The sequence below is a fragment of the uncultured Pseudokineococcus sp. genome, from assembly GCF_947499845.1.
In the GTDB taxonomy this organism is placed as follows: Bacteria; Actinomycetota; Actinomycetes; order Actinomycetales; family Quadrisphaeraceae; genus Pseudokineococcus.
Genome location: NZ_CANMPM010000008.1, coordinates 42,366 through 58,433, shown reverse-complemented (window position 1 = coordinate 58,433; position 16,068 = coordinate 42,366). Strand labels below are relative to the sequence as shown.

At 77.2% G+C, this 16,068-nt stretch carries 17 protein-coding genes and 1 tRNA gene; 7 read left to right on the top strand and 11 right to left on the bottom strand.

What is annotated here, in order from left to right; genetic code table 11:
* Positions 1–127 precede the first annotated feature (127 nt).
* On the top strand, positions 128–1,705 hold the full coding sequence (locus Q0789_RS09395; protein ID WP_298804498.1) for an alpha-L-arabinofuranosidase C-terminal domain-containing protein: 1,578 nt from the start codon (positions 128–130) through the stop codon (positions 1,703–1,705).
* A 104-nt stretch (positions 1,706–1,809) separates the two neighbouring features.
* Positions 1,810–2,535, top strand: a complete 726-nt coding sequence (locus tag Q0789_RS09390; RefSeq protein WP_298804496.1) for a hypothetical protein — start codon at positions 1,810–1,812, stop codon at positions 2,533–2,535.
* Between the two features lie 43 nt (positions 2,536–2,578).
* Here the strand turns inward: Q0789_RS09390 and Q0789_RS09385 are convergent, their stop codons facing one another.
* The 3 genes from Q0789_RS09385 to Q0789_RS09375 all read right to left on the bottom strand — a co-directional run bounded on the left by Q0789_RS09385 (position 2,579) and on the right by Q0789_RS09375 (position 4,865).
* Positions 2,579–3,910, bottom strand: a complete 1,332-nt coding sequence (locus Q0789_RS09385) for a cytochrome P450 (RefSeq protein ID WP_298804494.1) — start codon at positions 3,908–3,910, stop codon at positions 2,579–2,581.
* 68 nt (positions 3,911–3,978) lie between these two features.
* The gene (locus tag Q0789_RS09380; protein WP_366917702.1) at positions 3,979–4,329 is read right to left on the bottom strand and encodes a co-chaperone GroES; all 351 of its coding nucleotides are present in this window, start codon (positions 4,327–4,329) and stop codon (positions 3,979–3,981) included.
* Positions 4,330–4,499: 170 nt separating this feature from the next.
* Complete coding sequence (locus Q0789_RS09375) at positions 4,500–4,865, bottom strand: DUF3618 domain-containing protein (RefSeq protein WP_171202955.1); 366 nt, start codon at positions 4,863–4,865, stop codon at positions 4,500–4,502.
* 176 nt (positions 4,866–5,041) lie between these two features.
* On the opposite strand from Q0789_RS09375, the gene bcp reads away from it, so the two are divergent.
* The gene (gene bcp / locus Q0789_RS09370; RefSeq protein WP_298804490.1) at positions 5,042–5,614 is read left to right on the top strand and encodes a thioredoxin-dependent thiol peroxidase; all 573 of its coding nucleotides are present in this window, start codon (positions 5,042–5,044) and stop codon (positions 5,612–5,614) included.
* Between the two features lie 66 nt (positions 5,615–5,680).
* Positions 5,681–5,766: transfer RNA gene (locus Q0789_RS09365), tRNA-Leu, on the top strand.
* 78 nt (positions 5,767–5,844) lie between these two features.
* Here Q0789_RS09365 and Q0789_RS09360 read toward each other — a convergent pair.
* From Q0789_RS09360 to clpS, 8 genes are all read right to left on the bottom strand, one after another.
* On the bottom strand, positions 5,845–6,570 hold the full coding sequence (locus tag Q0789_RS09360; RefSeq protein WP_298804488.1) for a fasciclin domain-containing protein: 726 nt from the start codon (positions 6,568–6,570) through the stop codon (positions 5,845–5,847).
* A gap of 191 nt (positions 6,571–6,761) precedes the next feature.
* Complete coding sequence (locus Q0789_RS09355; protein WP_298804487.1) at positions 6,762–8,357, bottom strand: molybdopterin-dependent oxidoreductase; 1,596 nt, start codon at positions 8,355–8,357, stop codon at positions 6,762–6,764.
* A 49-nt stretch (positions 8,358–8,406) separates the two neighbouring features.
* The gene (gene rdgB / locus Q0789_RS09350; protein ID WP_298804485.1) at positions 8,407–9,021 is read right to left on the bottom strand and encodes an RdgB/HAM1 family non-canonical purine NTP pyrophosphatase; all 615 of its coding nucleotides are present in this window, start codon (positions 9,019–9,021) and stop codon (positions 8,407–8,409) included.
* Positions 9,018–9,818, bottom strand: a complete 801-nt coding sequence (rph, locus tag Q0789_RS09345; RefSeq protein WP_298804483.1) for a ribonuclease PH — start codon at positions 9,816–9,818, stop codon at positions 9,018–9,020. Before rph ends, rdgB begins: the two co-directional genes overlap by 4 nt.
* A 90-nt stretch (positions 9,819–9,908) precedes the next feature.
* Positions 9,909–10,718: an MBL fold metallo-hydrolase gene (locus Q0789_RS09340; RefSeq protein WP_298804481.1), complete on the bottom strand. Its 810-nt coding sequence runs from the start codon at positions 10,716–10,718 to the stop codon at positions 9,909–9,911.
* 21 nt (positions 10,719–10,739) lie between these two features.
* Complete coding sequence (murI, locus tag Q0789_RS09335) at positions 10,740–11,558, bottom strand: glutamate racemase (RefSeq protein ID WP_298804479.1); 819 nt, start codon at positions 11,556–11,558, stop codon at positions 10,740–10,742.
* Between the two features lie 99 nt (positions 11,559–11,657).
* A complete protein-coding gene (locus Q0789_RS09330; protein ID WP_298804477.1) occupies positions 11,658–12,272 on the bottom strand; it encodes a DUF2017 domain-containing protein in 615 nt (204 codons plus the stop codon).
* Positions 12,273–12,311: 39 nt separating this feature from the next.
* Positions 12,312–12,596, bottom strand: coding sequence for an ATP-dependent Clp protease adapter ClpS (gene clpS / locus Q0789_RS09325; RefSeq protein WP_363326085.1), 285 nt, complete (start codon positions 12,594–12,596; stop codon positions 12,312–12,314).
* Positions 12,597–12,733: 137 nt separating this feature from the next.
* Between clpS and Q0789_RS09320 the strand changes: the two genes are divergently transcribed.
* The 3 genes from Q0789_RS09320 to Q0789_RS09310 all read left to right on the top strand — a co-directional run bounded on the left by Q0789_RS09320 (position 12,734) and on the right by Q0789_RS09310 (position 16,066).
* Positions 12,734–14,053 (top strand): nicotinate phosphoribosyltransferase, encoded by a 1,320-nt coding sequence (locus tag Q0789_RS09320; RefSeq protein ID WP_298804473.1) that lies wholly within the window; start codon positions 12,734–12,736, stop codon positions 14,051–14,053.
* Between the two features lie 142 nt (positions 14,054–14,195).
* The gene (locus Q0789_RS09315; RefSeq protein WP_298804471.1) at positions 14,196–15,773 is read left to right on the top strand and encodes a M6 family metalloprotease domain-containing protein; all 1,578 of its coding nucleotides are present in this window, start codon (positions 14,196–14,198) and stop codon (positions 15,771–15,773) included.
* The gene (locus Q0789_RS09310; protein ID WP_298804469.1) at positions 15,749–16,066 is read left to right on the top strand and encodes a hypothetical protein; all 318 of its coding nucleotides are present in this window, start codon (positions 15,749–15,751) and stop codon (positions 16,064–16,066) included. The genes Q0789_RS09315 and Q0789_RS09310 overlap by 25 nt, the downstream gene beginning before the upstream one ends.
* Positions 16,067–16,068 lie beyond the last annotated feature (2 nt).

Here is a 16,068-nt window from a genome sequence, read left to right as displayed (position 1 = left end):
GGACGGACGGCGACGCTAGCAGCGCCACCACGCCCGGCGGGGCGTGGACAGCCGCCGAGTTTATCGATACAACAGGCGGCGAGCCGGGCGACGAGGACCGGCGCCCGCCCCACCCGAGGAGACCGCGATGACCACCGACCGCTCCCCCGAGACGACGGACGCGAGCCCGACGGCCGCCGCGCGCGCCTCCGGCGTCGTCGACCTCGACCTGCCGGGCCCCACCATCAGCCGCCACCTCTACGGCCACTTCGCCGAGCACCTCGGCCGCTGCATCTACGACGGCTTCTTCGTCGGGGAGGACTCCGACGTCCCCAACGAGGGCGGCATCCGCCTCGACGTCGTCGAGGCCCTGCGCGCCGCCGGCATCCCCAACCTGCGCTGGCCGGGCGGCTGCTTCGCCGACGAGTACCACTGGCGCGACGGCGTCGGCCCGCGCGAGGAGCGCCCCCGCATGGTCAACAGCCACTGGGGCGACGTGGTGGAGGACAACAGCTTCGGCACCCACGAGTTCATGGCGCTGTGCGAGCTCCTCGGGGCCGAGCCGTACGTCTCGGCCAACGTCGGCTCCGGCACGGTGCACGAGAACGCGGACTGGGTCGAGTACCTCACCCGCGCCGACGACAGCCCCATGGCCGCGCTGCGCCGGGCCAACGGGCGCGACGAGCCCTGGCCCGTGCGCTTCTGGGGCCTCGGCAACGAGCCGTGGGGCTGCGGCGGCGGCATGCGCGCCGAGGCCTACGCCGACCTGGCGCGGACCTTCGGCACCTACAGCCGCGACCACGGGGGCAACGAGCTCTACCGGATCGCGGCGGGGGCGGCCGAGGCCGACTACCGCTGGACCGAGGTCCTCATGAAGGCCCTCGGCCACGAGATCGGCGGGACGCGACGGACCGGCCACGGCACGGGCACCTACCAGGCCGTCTCGTTCCACTACTACACGGTGCCGGGGCCCTGGGAGCACAAGGGCAGCGCCACCGACTTCGACGAGGACGAGTACTTCCGCACGATGGTCGAGGCGCAGAAGCTCGAGGGGATCCTGTCCGGCCACGCCGCCGTCATGGACGCCTACGACCCCGAGCGCCGGGTCGGGCTCGTCCTCGACGAGTGGGGCGCCTGGTACGACGTCGAGCCGGGCACGAACCCGGGCTTCCTGTTCCAGCAGAACAGCCTCCGCGACGCGCTCCTGGCCGGCCTGCACTTCGACGCCTTCCACCGCCACGCGGAGCGGCTCGTCATGGCCAACATCGCCCAGACGGTCAACGTGCTGCAGTCCATGGTGCTCACCGACGGCGAGGCCATGGTCCTCACGCCGACGTACCACGCCTTCACGATGAACCGCGGGCACCACGACGCCGCCCGCCTGCCGCTCGCGTGGCGCACCGCGGAGCCGGTGCGCTCCGTCGGCGGGACGGACCTCACGACGCTGACGGCGACCGCCAGCACGAAGGACGGCGCCGTCCTGGTCTCGCTGACCAACCTCGAGACGGGCGGCGGGGTGGACGTCGATCTCGACCTGCGCGGGGGCGCCGTCGGCGCGCCGGAGGCCACCGTGCTCACGGCCGCCTCGACCTCGGCCCACAACACCGTGGAGCAGCCGGACGCCGTCACACCCGCTGCGCACGAGGCGTCGGTGGACGGCTCGGTGCTCCGCGTGCACGTGCCCGCGCACAGCTTCGTCACCGTCCGGCTCCCCCTGGCGGGCTGACGGCGGCGACCGTCCACGGCCCGGCGTCCCCGGGCCGTGGACGGGCGGGGCCGGGGCGCCCGCCGTAGCGTCGCGCCCACCCGCCCCCGCCGACAGGAGACGCCGTGCGCCGCCGCCCCGCCCCCGTCCTCGCGCTCGTGCTCTCGAGCGCCGTGCTCGCCGGCTGCTCCGGCGCCCGCGACCTGCCGCGCGACGCCATCGACATGAGCCCGTGGAACGAGACCGGGGACGCCGCCGACCGCGTCGCCGCCCTCGAGCCGGACGCCGCGGACCGGCTCGACGACCGGGCCGACGCCCGGGAGGACGCCCGCCAGGACGCGCAGGAGGCCGCGGACGAGCGCGCCGAGGAGGCGCGCGAGGAGCTGGAGGACTGCGGCGACCCCGACGACGCCCGCGAGCTCGAGCTCTCGGCCGGCGGCGCTGAGATGGTCGTCGTCGTGCCCGCCGAGGACGACGACGACGCGGTCGAGGAGCTCGAGGACTACCGGGAGGACGCCGACGCCGGCCCGGTCTGCTGGGTGGTCGTCCGCGTCGACAACACCGAGGGCGACCAGGTGGTCGACCTGCCGCGCGTCGAGGTCGTCACCGCGGACGGGCGGCAGGTGCGCCTGGAGCGCGCCTCCGACGCGCTGTCCGGCTGGGCGGACCGCCGGGCGGACGACGACGACGCGGCCGTGCGCGCCGTCGAGCTGACGGCGGGCCTCACGGGCGTCGTGGGCCCGGGCGACGAGGGCGACGTCGTCTTCGTCGCCGCCACCGACCTCGACGACCCCCGCGGCGTGCGCCTGCAGCCCGCCGACGGCGCCCCGCTCGTCGACGCCTCCTCCTGACCGCGCTCCCCGAGCGCCGCCGACGACGACGGCGCCCTCGCGGTCAGCGCGGCCGCACCTCCACCCGCAGGCCGTCGCGGGGGCGCATCGTCACGAGGGCGTCGACGCGCACCCGCGCCCCCGGCGCCGGGTGCACCGACGCCCCGCGCAGCAGCTCGGCGAGCACGAGGGTCGTCTCGACGAGCGCGAAGTCCCGCCCGATGCACAGCCGGGGTCCGGCGCCGAAGGGCGTGTAGGCGGTCCGGGCCCCGCGGGAGAGGCCCTCCTCGAAGCGCTCCGGGCGGTAGGCCTCCGGCTCGGGGAAGAGCTCGGGGCGCCGGTGCAGCAGCCACGGGCTGATGATCGCCGTCGTCCCCGTCGGCACGGTGACGCCGTCGAGCACGTCCTCGGCGACGGCGCGCCGGCTCACCACCCACGCGGGCGGGAAGAGCCGCAGCGACTCCTCGACGGCGGCGCGCGTGCGCACGAGGGCGCGCAGGTCCTCCCACGCGGGCGCCCGCCCGCCCCGCTCGTCCCCGCCGCCGAGGACCGCGTCGAGCTCCTCGGCGACGCGGCGCTGGGCGCCCTGCTCCTGGGCGAGGAGGTGCAGCGTCCACGTCAGCGCCGACGCGACCGTCTCGTGCCCGGCGATGACCATCGTCACCAGCTCGTCCCGCAGGCCCTCGGGCGCCAGGTCGCCGCTGTCCACGGCCCGCAGCAGCAGGCCCAGCAGGTCCTCGCCGGCCGCCCCCTGCGCACGGCGGCGCGCGACGACGGCGGCGCTCGCCGCGTCGAGCTCGGCCACGGCGCGACGGAGCCTGCGGCGCGCCGGCGTGGGCAGCCAGCCGGGCAGCGGCGTCCGCACCCGCCCGACGACGACCTCGAGCGCCTCGAGGACCGCGCGGACGAGGCGCTCGCCGTCCTCGGCGACGTCGGCGCCGAAGAGGGTGCGCCCCACGACCTCCAGCGTCGCCTGCAGGGCGCCGGCGTCGACGTCGACGACGCCCCCTCCGGCCGGCCACGTGGCTCGCATCCGCGCGGCGGCGGCCACCGACTGCTCGGCCACGGCGGTGAGCCCGCCGGGGTGGAAGGCGGCCTGGGCGGTGCGGCGCCGCTCGCGCCACACCTCGCCGTCGCTCGTGAGCAGGCCCGAGCCGGTGACGGCGGACAGCGCGCCGTACTGGGCCGTCCTTTTCGACCAGCCGCGGTGGTTGTCCACGAGCACGCGTCGGGCCGCCGCAGGAGAGCTGACGAGGACGACGGGGAGTCGCGGCATCGGGAAGGCGACGAGGTCGCCCCAGCGCGCCTGCACCGACGCGAGGAAGGCCAGGGGGTCGGCGCGGATCCGCGGGACCGCGGCGACCATGTGCCACGGCAGCGGGCCGTCGGCCTCCACGGGCGTGTAGCGGGCGTTCCTCCGCGGCGCCGCGGGCGGCGCCACCGGTGGCGGGGCGGGCGCGGCGCTCAGAGGTACAGCCCCGTCCGGCCCTGCTCGGACCCGGCCTCCGCGACGGCGTGGAGGTCGCGCTCGCGCAGCAGGAGGTACTCGCGCCCGCCGAGCTCGACCTCGCCGCGGGCCTCGGGGTCGAACAGGACGCGGTCGCCCAGGCGCACCTGGCGCACGTGCTGGCCCACCGCCATGACGACGGCCCACGTGAGCCGCTTGCCGACGGCCGCCGTGGCGGGGATGACGATGCCGGCGCTCGACCGGCGCTCCCCGCCGGCCTCGGCCGTCGAGACGAGCACGCGGTCGTGCAGCATCCGCAGGCCGAGCTCGCCCGGACCGGGGCGGCCCGGGGCGGGCGCCGCGGGCATGCGCTCGGTGGTGCTGTGCGCTGGGGTGTCCGCTGGGCTCACCCCCCGACGCTACCGGCGACCGTCGACGGCACCCGCCCTCCCCCGAGCCGCCCGGGCTCCGGACGCACGTGAGCCCCGCCGCCCGGACGGGCCGCAGGGCTCACGTGCTGGTGCGTCGGCGAAGGCGCTCAGGAGCGCTTGCGGCCCCGCTCGGCGGCCTTCTCGACCTCGCGGCGGCCGCGGCGCTTGCGGCGGCGCGCGCCGCGCAGGGCGAGCAGCGCGACGAGGCCGGCGACACCGGCGCCGATGGCGGCGATGCGCTCGGTGCGGGGCTGGCCCTCGGGCGTGAGGACGGCGCCCCGGGCCTTCTCCTTGACGTCCGCCACCGTGCGCTGCGCGACGTTCTTGGGCGCCACGCGGTCCTTGAGCGCGGCGACGCTCGAGGCGAGCTGGTTCTGCTGGGCCCGGCTGAGCTTCTCCAGCTCCGCCGGGTCGGAGGGCAGCGGCGCGGTGCGCTGCCCCTGCTGCTGGGCCTGCCCGGTGGGCGTGCTCATGGGTCCTCCTGGAGGGGTGCTGGCGTCGGTGCGTGCGGTGGCGCGCGGCACCGCAGGCGCCGTGCAGATCTCGGCGGCGACGCTATCGCGGGGACCCGCGGGCGGCAGGTCAGGACGAGAGGTGCGCGACGGGCGCGCGGACCGCGGCGTCACCGGCGCTGGCTAGCCTCCGCCCCATGAGCGAGCCCACCACGGGCGCGGAGCCCGCCGACGCGGCCCCCGGCCCCACTCCCCCGCCGGTCTCGGCGACGACCCCCGCCCCCACGACGACCTCGACGGGGCGGCGCCTGCAGGAGGGCGACGTCGCCCCCGCGTTCACGCTGCCGACGGCCGGTGGCGGCGAGGTGTCCCTGGCCTCCTACGCCGGCCGCTCCGTCGTCGTGTACTTCTACCCCTCCGCCATGACGCCGGGCTGCACGACGCAGGCCGTCGACTTCCGCGACAGCCTCGAGGAGTTGCGGGGGGCGGGCTTCGACGTCGTCGGCGTCTCCCCCGACGCGCCGGAGCGGCTGGTCCGCTTCGCCGAGAAGGAGGGCCTGACCTTCCCGCTGGCCTCCGACGTCGACCACGCCGTCCTCGAGGCCTACGGCGCCTGGGGCGAGAAGTCGACCTACGGGCGCCTGTCCCTCGGCGTCCTCCGCTCGACCGTCGTCGTCGGGCCCGACGGCAGGGTCGTCCACGCCTCGTACGGCGTGAAGGCCAAGGACCACGTGGCGCGCCTGCGACGGGCCCTCGGCGTGGACGCCTGACGCCGTAGGCTCGCGGCCGCTCTCCCGCCCGCGCCCTGCCGCGCTGCAGGGGGCGAGGAGGGGCGCGCGGACGTGGTGGAACTGGCAGACACGCGAGGTTTAGGTCCTCGTGCCCCGGGAGGGGTGTGCGGGTTCGACCCCCGCCGTCCGCACCGAGCGCGCCAGGAGGCGCCGCCCCGAGGGGCGGCGCCTCCTGGCGTCGGGCGGTGCTGGCCGTGCTGGTGCTCAGGTCACATCGCCGGCGGCATGAGGACCGCGTCGATGAGGTAGACGGTCGCGTTGGCCGTCTGGACCCCGCCGCAGATGACCGACGCCGGGTTGTCGCTGTCGGCGTTGACCATGATGTCGTCGCCGCTGCCGCTGACGGACAGCTGCTCGCCGAGGAGGGTGTCGTAGTCGCCGTCGGGCGACTGCGGGTCCACGGGCGTCGTGACGACGTGGTAGGTGAGCACGTCGGTGAGGGTCTGCGCGCCCTCGGGCGAGCTCAGCATGTCGAGCGTGGCCTGGTCGAGGGCCGCGAAGGCCTCGTCGACCGGCGCGAAGACGGTGATGTCCTCGGCGCCGTTGAGGTCGTCCACGAGGTTCACGTCGGGGTTGAGCTGGCCGGAGACGGCCGCCGTGAGCTGGGTCAGCAGCGGGTTGTTGCTCGCCGCCGTGGCCACCGGGTCCTGGGCCATGCCGTCGACGGAGCCGGCGCCGTCGGGGTTGGCCTCGGCGTAGCCGGCGCAGCCCGGGCCGACGAGCATCGACGCCATGTCCGTGCCCCCGGTCATGCTGTCGGTGGGGGTCGACATGTCCCCGCCCATGTCCTCGGTGGGGCTGGCCATCGGCGACTCCATGGACGAGTCGGGCGTGGTGTCGGCCGTGCCGCCCGCGGGCTCCTCGCCGCCGCAGGCGGAGAGCGTGAGGACGAAGGCGGCGGCGCCGGCGGCGACGAGGCTGGTCGAGCGCTTCATGGGAGGTCTCTCTTTCACTGGTCGTCCGTGGTGCTGTCGTGAGGTCTTCGGTCACCGGGCCGCCGGCGGATTGGCCTGCGCCGCATCGTGACCCGCTCGTGACGCGCCCGGCGGAGGCGGGGTACCGTGCGGCACAACGGGTCTGCGCGCATCTCGAGACGGCCCGCGCCGCCTGCGCCCACCCGACCGGGTCAGGCGTCGGACGTGCCGGTCACGGTGATCGAGTGCCAGCCGGACGCGCCGTCCGGGATGGGCGGCACCCGCTCCTGCACCTGGGTCGCGCCCGTCTCGTCCGTCGCCCGGACGGTCAGGGTGTGCGACCCCTCGGGCAGGTCGTAGGGGAAGCGCCACTGCACCCACGTCTGGTCGTTGTAGGCGGCGGCGAGCTCGGCCTCCTGCCACTCCCCGTCGTCCAGCTGCAGCTCGACGCGCGCGACGCCACGGCCCTGCGCCCACGCCGTCCCGGCGGCCACGGCCTGCCCGACCGGCTGGCGCGAGAGCGGCTCCGGCACCTCGATGCGGCTCTGCGTCTTGATCGGCCCTCGCTCGGCCCAGCCGCGGTCGGTCCAGTACGCCGTCGCCCGGTCGTAGCGGGTGACCTCGAGGTCCACGACCCACTTGGTCGCCGAGACGAAGCCGTAGAGGCCGGGGACGACCATGCGGACGGGGAAGCCGTGCTCCGTGGGCAGCGGCTCGCCGTTCATGGCGACCGCGAGGATCGCGTCCACGTCGTCGTCGACGAGCGCCTCGAGCGGCGTGGACGCCGTCCAGCCGTCGACGCTCGTCGACAGCACCATGTCCGCGTCCGCGGTCGGACGGGCGCGCGCCAGCAGCTCGCGGACCGGCAGGCCCAGCCAGCGGGCGTTGCTGATGAGGTCGCCGCCGACCTCGTTCGAGACGCACGTGAGCGTGACCCAGGTCTCGAGCAGCTCCGAGTCGAGCAGCTCCGCGAAGTCGATCTCGACCTCCTCCTCGACCATGCCGTGCACGCGCAGCGTCCACGTCGAGGGGTCCACGCGCGGCACCGTCAGCGCGGTGTCGATGCGGTAGAAGTCCGGGTTGGGGGTCTGCCACGGGACGACGCCGTCCCCCCCGACGTCCACGCCCTCCGGCACCGGCGGAGCGGTCACGGCCGGCGCCGGCAGGCGCAGGGCCGAGCGCACGGAGGCGACGCCGCGGCTCGCCGCCCCGAGGGCGCGGCCGCCGACGAAGGACAGGACGGCGAGCCCCCCCGTCGCGCCGGCGGCGACGAGGAACCCCCGTCGCGAGGTTCCGTCGTCCTGGGCCGCACCCCGGCGCGGCAGGCGGTCGAGGAGCCAGTGCAGCGCGAGGAGGCCGCCGACCGCGCCGACGAGGCTGGGCAGCGGCGAGAGGGTCACCGCGTCCGGGCGGCTGGCCGCCGCCACGGCGCCGACGACGCCGAGGGCGATGACCAGGACGTCGCCGAGGACGCGCCGGCGGCGCCCGAGCACGCCGGCGAGCGAGGCGAGGACGACGAGCACGAGGCCGATGCCCACGAGCAGGGCCAGCTTGTCGTTCGTGCCGAACGTGGAGATGGCGAAGTCCTTGAGCCACCCGGGCGTGAGGTCGACGAAGGCGTCCCCCACCGCGAGGACGGGGGCCGCCGAGGGGGCGACCACCGCCGCGACGACCTCGGCCACGCCGAGCGTCAGCGCCGCCGCGAGCAGGCCCGCCAGCGCCGCGAGGGCCGTGGTCCCGCGGCGTCGGGGCCGGCGGCCGGCGTCACCGGGCCGGGGGACGGGCTGGGGAGGGGCGCTGGTGGTCATGCCCCATGTTCGGCCCCGCCGCCCGGTCGGATGCCACCCGGACGCCTCGTCAGCCCAGCAGCGCGGGCATCTCCTGCGCCAGGGCGCCGAAGGCCCGGGCGCGGTGGGAGACGGCGTTCTTCTCCTCCGCGCTCATCTCCCCCAGCGTGCGCGTCTCCCCCTCGGGCACCACGGCCGGGTCGTAGCCGAAGCCGCCCGCCCCCCGCGGCGCCCGCGCGAGGACGCCCCCGAGCCGCCCGTGGTGGACGACCTCGCCCCCGCCCGGGAGCACGAGCGCGGCCGCGCAGACGAACGCCGCGCCGCGCTCGGCGTCGGGGACGTCGGCCAGCTGGGCGAGGAGGAGGGCGAGGTTGGCCGCGTCGTCGCCGTGGCGGCCGGCCCAGCGGGCGCTGAAGACGCCCGGCGCGCCCCCGAGGACGTCGACGCAGAGGCCGGAGTCGTCGGCCAGCGCGGGCAGCCCGGTGGCCGCGCACGCGGCGCGGGCCTTGAGCAGCGCGTTGGCGGCGAAGGTGGTGCCGCTCTCGACGACGTCGGGGACGGCCGGCAGCCCGGGCCCGTCGAGGGGCAGCAGCTCGAGCGCGGGCAGCGGGCCCGCGAGGAGCACCGCGATCTCCTCGACCTTGTGGGCGTTGCGCGTGGCCAGCACCGCCCGCACCGGGGTCACGCCGCGCCGCCCGTGGCCCCGCCGTCGAGGTCGGCGGCCGTGACCGTGGTGCCCGGCGCCGCCGCGAGCGCCGCCTGCTGCAGGCGCGCGAGCGTGGCGCACCCGCCGAGGGCCAGCTCGAGCAGGGCGTCGAGCTCGGCCCGGTCGAACGGCGCTCCCTCGGCGGTGCCCTGGACCTCGACGAAGCGCCCGTCGCCCGTGGCGACGACGTTCATGTCCGTGTCGGCGGCGGAGTCCTCGACGTAGTCCAGGTCGAGCACGGGGCGGCCGTCGCTGACGCCGACGCTGACGGCGGAGACGCTGCCGCGCAGCGGGTCCCGCTTCACGAGGCCCTCGCCGCGGGCCCACTGGACGGCCTCGGCCAGCGCCGTCCAGGCGCCCGTGACGGCCGCGGTGCGGGTGCCGCCGTCGGCCTGGAGGACGTCGCAGTCGAGGACGAGGGTGTTCTCCCCCAGCGCCCTCGTGTCGACGACCGCGCGCAGCGCCCGGCCGACGAGCCGGGAGATCTCGTGCGTGCGCCCACCGACCTTGCCGCGCACCGACTCCCGGTCGCTGCGGCTGCTCGTGGCCCGCGGGAGCATGGCGTACTCCGCGGTCACCCAGCCCTGCCCGGAGCCCTTGCGCCAGCGGGGCACCCCCTCGGTGAGGGAGGCCGTGCACAGCACCCGGGTCTGGCCGAACTCGACGAGGACGCTGCCCTCACCGGCCTGCTGCCAGCGCCGGGTGAGGCGGACGGGGCGCAGCGCGTCGGACGCGCGGCCGTCGTGGCGGGCGGGCTGGCCGGTGGGGCTCGTCATGGGTCCAGACAGTACGCAGGGCCCTGCGCGCGACCCTGCTCGCGGGGGCCGACCTCCCCGTGGCCTCTCCCCGCGCACCCGGCCCGCCGCTCACCGCCGGGGCGGGGGCCCCACGTCGACGACGAGGCCCGGCTCCGCGAGCGCCACCGCCCCCGCGTAGCCGGCCCCGCCGGCCTCCCCGAGGGTGCGCGCGGGGTCGTTCCACGGCGGCAGGTGCGTGAGCAGCAGGGACCGCGCCCCGGCGTCGCGCGCCACCTCGGCGGCGCGTCGTCCCGTGAGGTGGACGCCGCGCTGGGCGTCGCGGCCCTCGTGGAAGGCGGCCTCGGCGAGGAGCAGGTCGGCGTCCCGGGCGAGGTCGACCACGGCGGGGCAGGCGTCGGTGTCCCCCGTGTACGTGAGGACGGCGCCGGTGGCGCGCTCGCGCAGACGGATCCCGTAGGCCTCGACGGGGTGGTCGACCCGGTCGACGAGCACGTCCCACGGGCCGAGGGCGAGGGGCGTCCACGCCCGCCACGTGCGGACGGCGAAGCTGGCGGCCAGCTCGGGGGCGGCCCCGGGCCCGTAGGCGGCCGCGAGGTGCTCGGCCGTGCCCGCGGGTCCGAGGACCGTCAGCGGCTCCGCTCGTCCGGCGGGGCGCTCGCGCAGCGCCGGGTCGTACGTGCGCGCCACGTGCAGCCCGCAGAGGTCGAGGCAGTGGTCGGCGTGGAGGTGGGAGAGCAGGACGGCGTCGAGCGCGTGGAGGTCCACGAGGCGCTGCAGCGGGCCGAGGGCCCCGCTCCCCAGGTCGAGCAGCACCCGCCACCGGCGCCCCGGCCCCTCGTCCGCCTCGAGGAGGTAGCAGGAGGCGGCGCCGCCGGGCCCGGGCAGCGAGCCGGAGCAGCCGACGACCGTCAGGCGCACGGCCGGCCGCCGCTCACGCCCTCACCGGCCCGCGCCGGTGGTGAGGAGCCCGGCGCTCTCCGCGAGCGCCACCTCGGGGCCGAGGAAGCGCCGGGCCAGGGCCGTGAAGGCGTCCGGGTCCCCGGTGGTGAGGAAGCGGTGCTCCGGTGACGGGCTCCCCGGGGGCCGCTCGAGGCCGTTCTCGACGAGCGCGCGGTAGACCTCCTGGGCCGTCTCCTCGGCGCTGCTGACGAGGCTGACGGCGGGGCCCATGACGAGCGACAGGACGCCGGTGAGCAGCGGGTAGTGGGTGCACCCGAGGACGAGGACGTCGACGCCGGCCTCCTGCAGGGGCGCGAGCGCGCGCCGGGCCTCGGCCATGAGCTCGGGCCCCGTGGTGACGCCGGCCTCGACGAACTCGACGAAGCGCGGGACGGCGCGCGTCGTCACCTGCAGGAGGGGCGCCGCGGCGAAGGCGTCCTCGTAGGCGCGCGACGTCGCCGTCGCCTGCGTGCAGATGACGCCGACGCGGCCCGACCGCGTGACCGCGGACGCCCGGCGCACGGCCGGGCGGATGACCTCGACGACGGGGACGTCGTAGCGCTCCCGCGCGTCGTGGAGCACGGCGGCGCTGGCCGAGTTGCAGGCGATGACGAGGAGCTTGACCCCGCGGTCGACCATCTCGTCGAGGCACTCCAGGGCGTACCGCCGCACCTCGGCGATCCGCCGCGGGCCGTAGGGCTGGCGCGCGGTGTCGCCGACGTAGAGCACGGGCTCGTCGGGCAGCTGGTCGAGCACGGCCCGGGCGACCGTGAGGCCGCCGAACCCGGAGTCGAAGATGCCGATCGGGTCGTCCGCCACGGGGGCAGGGTAGGCCGGGCGGCCGACGTCGCGCCCGGGCCGCGCCGGGCCGCGCCGGTGCGGACGACGGCCGTGCCCGCCGGTGGCGCCGGGCGGCCGTCAGCGCCGGGGCGGCCCTCCGGCGGCCGGCAGGTCGCGCAGCAGCACCTCGGCCAGGCCCTCCTGCAGCCAGGTGAGGAAGTCGTAGATGCTCGCCGTCCACGACGTCGGGTCGTCCTCGTCGGCCTCGGCGGCCCGCAGCGCGACGAGAGCGGCGTCGTCGTCGGTCTCCAGGCCGAGGCGCTGGGCCAGCACGAGCCGCAGGTCGGTGAGGGCGGTCACCCACGCCCGCGCCTCGTCGTCGGTGAGCAGGAGCGGCGGCGGGCGTCGCAGCGTGGCGGACGCCGTCAGCAGCGCGGCGCGCTTGCGGTCGGCCAGCCCCTCCTGCGTGAAGCGGCGGAACTCCGCGGCGGCCTCGTCGTCGTCCCGGCTGGCGGCCGGCAGGAGGCGGGCGAGCGCCGGGTCCTCGGGGGCGTCGGCGGGCGCCGCGTCGAGCTGGCGGGCCAGTGCCTCCAGGGGGTCCTCCCCCTCGCGCCCGGCGTCCGCCCCGGCCTCGCCGGCGGCGCCGTCGAGCAGCCGCGCCACGTCGTCGAGCAGGCCGGCGACGAGCTCGGCCTCCTGGGGCTCGAAGCCCGCGGTGATGCCCTTGCGGGTGCGGCGGAAGCGGCGGGCCACGGGTCCTCCTTCGTCCTCCTCGGGGCGGCCCGAGGAGGGTCAGCTGTCGTGCGAGAAGGTCGCCCAGAGGCCGAAGCCGTGCATCGCCTCGACGTCGCGCTCCATCTCCTCCAGCGAGCCCGACGACACGACCGCGCGGCCCTCGTCGTGGACGTCGCGCATGAGGCGCTCGGCCTTGGCGCGCGAGTAGCCGAAGTAGCTCTGGAACACGTAGGTCACGTAGGACATGAGGTTGACCGGGTCGTTCCACACGATGGTCACCCAGGGCCGCTCCGTGCTCGGCGCCTCGGCGGCGACGGCCTCCTCGGCCTCGGCCGGCGCCACGGACGCCACCACGGGCGCCGCCCCGACGACCACCGGGGACGCCGACGGACGGGCGGCCGGCGCCGCCGCTGCCGGCCAGGTGGTCGCGCTCACAGGGCCACCCTAGGACGGAGGGTCGGGGGGCTACGGTCGCCCGCGTGGGCACCTCGGCGCTGCTGACCGACCGCTACGAGCTGACGATGCTGCAGGCCGCGCTGGCCGACGGCACCGCCGGGCGGCGGTGCGTCTTCGAGGTCTTCGCCCGCCGGCTGCCCCACGGGCGCCGCTACGGCGTCGTGGCGGGCACCGGGCGGCTGCTCGAGGTGCTGCCCGACCTGCGGTTCTCCGACGACGACCTCGCCTGGCTCGAGCGCGAGGGGGTCGTCGACGCCCGGACGGTCGAGCACCTGGCGTCCTGGAGCTTCCGCGGTGACGTCGAGGGCTACCCCGAGGGGGAGGTCTACCTGCCCGGCTCCCCCCTGCTGACGGTGCGGGGCACCTTCGCCGAGGCCGTCGTCCTCGAGACCCTCGTCCTGTCGGTGCTCAACCACGACAGCGCCGTCGCGTCGGCGGCCTCGCGCATGACGGCCGCCGCCGACGGCCGCCCCTGCCTGGAGATGGGCTCCCGACGCACGCACGAGGAGGCCGCCGTGGCGGCCGCCCGGGCCGCGGCGGTGGCGGGCTTCTCCGGGACGTCGAACCTCGCGGCGGGCCGCCGCTACGGCCTGCCGACCATCGGCACGTCGGCGCACGCCTTCACGCTGCTGCACGACGACGAGGACGCCGCCTTCGCCGCCCAGGTGGCCGCCCTCGGCCCGTCGACGACGCTGCTCGTCGACACCTACGACGTGGCCGCCGCCGTCGAGCGCGCCGTGGCCCTCGCCGGCCCCGAGCTCGGCGCCGTCCGGCTCGACTCGGGCGACCTCGCGGAGCTGGCCCACGACGTCCGCCGCCGCCTCGACGGGCTCGGCGCGACCCGGACGAAGATCACCGTGACGAGCGACCTCGACGAGCACGCCATCGCCGCCCTCGCCGCCGCGCCGGTCGACAGCTACGGCGTCGGCACGAGCCTCGTCACCGGCAGCGGCCAGCCGACGGCGGGCCTCGTCTACAAGATGGTCGCCCGGGAGGGCCGGGACGGGCGCCTGCAGGGCGTGGCCAAGGCGAGCCAGCACAAGCAGGGCGTCGCCGGGGCGAAGCGCGCGTGGCGCGAGCTCTCCTCCGGCGTGGCGAGCGCCGAGGTGCTCGTCGTCGAGCACGCCGACGGGGCCACCGCCCCGGTGCCCGGGGCCCGCCCGCTGCAGGTGCCGCTGGTCGAGGGCGGGCGCGTCGTCGCGGAGGGGGCCACCGGCGCCGAGGGCGTCCGCGCGGCGGCCCACCGGCACGACGACGCCCGCGCCGAGCTGCCCGCCTCGGCGCGGCGGCTGGCGCGCGGCGAGGCCTGCCTGCCGACGCGCCTGGTGGGCGCGGGCGGCTGACGGCGGCGTCCCCCGCCCGCCGGCCCCCCGACCCCGGACGCCCGGACCCTTGACGCGTCCGGTCCGCCGGAGTACTCCTTCGTGCGCTCCCGCCCCCGCGCCCAGCACCGGGCCCGGCGCCCCGCGGGCCCGGAGGTGGTCCGTGGACGGGTACCAGGCTGTGGACGAGCACCGGGCCCGGGAGGGGTCCTCCTCCGGCTTCTGCGCCGTGGCTCCCAGCCCCGACCTGCGGCGCCGCCTGCTGGAGCGCGCCGACGAGGCGCGGGGCGCGGACGCCCTGGCGTCCGCCCTCGCCGGACAGCGGCGGTACTTCGGGCTCGACGACGGCGTCATCGTCCCGCCCGACCGCTTCCCGCCCGGCGCCACCGCGGCGCAGGTCCGCCGGGCCGCGGCGGCACGGGCGCCGCTGCGCGGGCGGGTGCGCGTCGTCGTCGTCCTCGTGGAGTTCCCCGACCGCTCCCTCGGCAGGTCGCCGGCGGAGTACGAGGAGCTGTTCTTCTCCCGCGGCTCGTCGAGCACCGGCAGCGTCAACGACTACTTCACCGAGGTCTCCGGCGGGCTCCTCGACGTCGTCGGGGAGGTCGTCGGGCCGCTCACGCTGCCGCGGACGCTGGAGTGGTACGCCAACGGCGGCTTCGGCATCGGTCGCCCCAGCGGGGAGCCCCGCGCGAACGTCATGGCCGACGACGCCGCGGCCGCCGCCGACGCGGAGGTCGACCTCACGCCCTACGACAACGACGGCGACGGCTACGTGGACGCCTTCGTCGTCGTGCACGCCGGTCGGGGCGGGGAGGAGACCGGCGACCCGGGCGACCTCTGGTCGCACAAGTGGGTGCTGCCCGCCGAGCGAGCGGTCGACGGCACCCGCGTGTACGCCTACCTGACCATCCCCGAGGACGCGAGGCTCGGGGTGAGCGCGCACGAGCTGGGCCACCTGCTGCTGGGCTGGCCGGACCTGTACGACGTCGACGGCACCTCGGAGGGCGTGGGGAACTGGTGCCTCATGGGCGGCGGCTCGTGGAACGGCGGCGGCGACATGCCAGCCCACCCGTCGGCCTGGTGCAAGGCCGACCAGGGGTGGGTCGCGGTGCAGGACGTCACCGCCACCGGAGACGTCGAGGTCGTCGACGTCGCCGCCAGCCGGACCGTCCACCGCGTGCCCGTGGTCGGCGCGGCGGGACCGGAGCACTTCCTGCTGGAGAACCGGCGCCTGCGCGGGTTCGACCGCGAGCTGCCCGGCGACGGGCTGCTGGTCTGGCACGTCGACGAGGAGCAGCCCGACAACAGCGACGAGAGCCGCTACCTCGTGGGTCTCCTGCAGGCCGACGGCTCGCAGGACCTCGAGCGCGCCGCCAACCGCGGCGACGGCGGCGACCCCTACCCCGGGTGGACGGGCAACCGCACCCTGGACGCCACCTCGAACCCCGCGACGACCACCCACGCCGGCCAGGACAGCCGGGTCGCCGTCACCCGCGTCCCCGACTCCTCCGACGCCATGCGGGTGCACGTCGACCTCGACGGCGGCGGAGGCGACGGCGGCGGAGGCGACGGCGGCGGAGGTGACGTGGCCGCGCGCCTCGCCCGGGTCGAGGAGGAGCTGGGCCGTCTGCAGCAGGTGGTCGCGCGGGCGGCCGCAGCCCTGGGTGGGGAGGACCCGTCGGCGGCGGGAGGGGGCGCGACGGACGGGGTGCGGGCGTGGTCGCGCCGGCCCCGAACCTGACCCGGGTCACCGGCACCGTCGCCCGGCGCCGCCCCCATCCCGCGCTGGACGCCTGGGACCTGGTCGCGCTCGCGGTGGAGAGCACCGCTCCCGTGCCCGGGCGGGCGGACCTGGTCTCGCGCCGGCTGCCCCCCGGAGCGCCGCTGGAGGTGGCCGTGCGTCGCGAGCTCCTCGGCGACGCCGGGCCCGGCTGGCGCGTCGACGTCCGCGTCCGCGCCACGCCGGCCGACGTCCTCGCCGAGACCTCACCGGCGCCGGGGGACCTGGTCCTCCGACCGCCCCCGCCCGGGTGAGA

Excerpts from the sequence above, each read along its gene's own strand:
- Q0789_RS09395 (WP_298804498.1), top strand. The coding sequence starts at position 128 with ATGACCACCGACCGCTCCCCCGAGACGACGGACGCGAGCCCGACGGCC.
- Q0789_RS09380 (WP_366917702.1), bottom strand. The coding sequence starts at position 4,329 with ATGCCCGCGGCGCCCGCCCCGGGCCGCCCCGGTCCGGGCGAGCTCGGC.
- Q0789_RS09375 (WP_171202955.1), bottom strand. The coding sequence starts at position 4,865 with ATGAGCACGCCCACCGGGCAGGCCCAGCAGCAGGGGCAGCGCACCGCG.
- bcp (WP_298804490.1), top strand. The coding sequence starts at position 5,042 with ATGAGCGAGCCCACCACGGGCGCGGAGCCCGCCGACGCGGCCCCCGGC.
- Q0789_RS09360 (WP_298804488.1), bottom strand. The coding sequence starts at position 6,570 with ATGAAGCGCTCGACCAGCCTCGTCGCCGCCGGCGCCGCCGCCTTCGTC.
- Q0789_RS09355 (WP_298804487.1), bottom strand. The coding sequence starts at position 8,357 with ATGACCACCAGCGCCCCTCCCCAGCCCGTCCCCCGGCCCGGTGACGCC.
- rph (WP_298804483.1), bottom strand. The coding sequence starts at position 9,818 with ATGACGAGCCCCACCGGCCAGCCCGCCCGCCACGACGGCCGCGCGTCC.